General features: G+C 69.1%; 2 protein-coding genes. Both read right to left on the bottom strand.

Annotated elements, in window-relative coordinates; all coding sequences use genetic code 11:
- A partial coding sequence (gene metK / locus VG296_RS11500) for a methionine adenosyltransferase (protein WP_325565644.1) occupies nt 1-1,074 on the bottom strand: 1,074 nt, incomplete at its 3' end.
- 122 nt (nt 1,075-1,196) lie between these two features.
- Nucleotides 1,197-2,096 (bottom strand): thiolase family protein (locus tag VG296_RS11495; RefSeq protein ID WP_325565643.1); only part of this gene is annotated, 900 nt, incomplete at its 5' end.

The following is a 2,096-nucleotide window of genomic DNA, read 5'->3' as shown; positions in this document are numbered from 1 at the left end:
GAAGGCGGCAGGCCGGAGATCGAAGTTCTCGTTGATCAGCTCGAGTATCCGCGGCTTCGGCACGCGTTCGGTGCCGAACGTCTCGACGAACAGTGACAACGGCCGCGCGACGCCGATCGCGTAGGCGACCTGCAGTTCGAGGCGGTCGGCGAGCCCGGCCGCGACGACGTTCTTCGCGACGTACCTCGCGGCGTACGCGGCGGACCGGTCGACTTTGGACGGATCCTTGCCGGAGAACGCGCCGCCGCCGTGCCGGGCGAAGCCTCCGTAAGTGTCGACGATGATCTTGCGGCCGGTGAGCCCGGCGTCACCGACGGGGCCTCCGACGACGAAGCGCCCGGTCGGGTTCACGTAGAAGTTCTGCCGCAACGCCCCGGCGTCGTACAGCGACGGCGGGATGGCCGCCAGAACCACGTTGTCCCAGATCTGGTCGGCGAGCCGACCCTCAGAACCATCCTCGTGCTGGGCCGAGATCAGCACCTTCTCGACCGCTACCGGCACGCCGCCGGAGTAGCGGACCGTGACCTGCGTCTTGCCGTCAGGCCGGAGGAAGGGCATCTGGCCTGATTTCCGTACATATGCCAGTTGCCTGGCCAGCCGGTGCGCCAGCGAGATCGGCATAGGCATCAGCTCGGGCGTCTCGTTTGTCGCGTAGCCGAACATCATCCCCTGATCGCCTGCCCCCACGCGATCGAGCTCGTTCCCGCTCAGAGAATGGCGCGCCTCGTGTGCCATGTCGACGCCCTGGGAGATATCCGGCGACTGCCTGTCCAGTGCGACCAGGACCGCGCAGGCATCGCCGTCGAAGCCACACTCGGAGGTGTAACCGATGTCCCGTACGGTCGACCGCACGATCTCCGGGATATCCAGGTGCGCGGAGGTGGTGATCTCGCCCGCCACGAGCACAAGCCCGGTGGTCAGCACCGTCTCGCAGGCCACCCGGGAAGAGGGGTCCGCAGCCAGCGCCGTGTCCAGGACGGCGTCCGATATCTGATCGGCGATCTTGTCCGGGTGGCCTTCTGTCACCGATTCGGAGGTGAACAGGAACTCACCCTCGTCGAGGCTGACGGTCATTGCGCAGCAACTCCTCTTTCTCATCGCCTGGCGGCGATTGTCTGGTGTCGGGGCAGGAAAGGCGGTGCCACTGGCCCGCCCTGCTGGGCGGCGTGACGTTGGCGGCGTAACGTTCATGGGCCTCACGCCGCGCGCCTGCCGAAGATATTCACAACGCTCGCGACATTGTCCGTGCCATGCCATCCCCCTGCGTTCTGTGTCAGCGCGAGCCGGGCAGCGGGCACTTGCCGGTCACCCGCGGTGCCGCGCAGCTGCACGACCGCCTCGACGATCTGGGCCAGGCCGGTGGCGCCGATGGGATGCCCGCGGGCCAGCAGGCCGCCACTGGTATTGACGGGCAATGAGCCGCCTAGCGCCGTCTGGCCGCTCCGGATCAGCGCCGGGCCGCCGCCCAGCTCAGCCAGGCCGAGCTGCTCGTATATCACGAGCTCCGCTGACGCGGCCGCGTCATGGACCTCGGCGCAGTCCAGATCGGCGGGTCCGAGCCCCGCCGCTTCGTAGGCGGCGCCCGCGGCCAGGCCGGTTACGCTCGTCCCCCCGCCGGCGGGGGCGGACCTCACGACCGACGCGAGAACGGCGACCACCGCGCCGGGCAGGCGGAGTTCGTCGCTGACCAGGAGCGCCGCGGCCGCGCCGTCCGAGATGGGTGAGCACATCTGCAACGTGAACGGCCAAACGATCTCCCGCGCCGCCAGGATCTGCTCCACCGTGAGCTCGCCGCCGTATTGCGCGGCCGGGTTCAGCATCCCGTGCCGCTGGTTCTTGACCACCACCCTCGCGAAGTCGGCGCGCGTCGCGCCCGTCTGCTCCATGTACCGCAGCGAGGACTCCGCGTACATGTCCATCAGGAAGGAGCGGCCGGCCGGCAGGTCGGCGGGCGTGGTCTCCACATCCACCGAGCCGCCGATCGCGGCGAACGACCGGGCCTTGTCTGGGTGCGTCATCTTCTCGGCCCCGACCGCGAGCACGGCGTCATGGACGCCCGTCGCGACGGCCTGCCAGGCGAGGTGGAAGGCGGTGGA

Origin of the sequence: Actinospica sp., from assembly GCF_035552695.1 — a bacterium.
Taxonomy (GTDB): Bacteria; Actinomycetota; Actinomycetes; order Streptomycetales; family Catenulisporaceae; genus Actinospica.
Note: the sequence above shows the minus strand (reverse complement) of the source record. Positions and strands in the feature narration are given on the sequence as shown.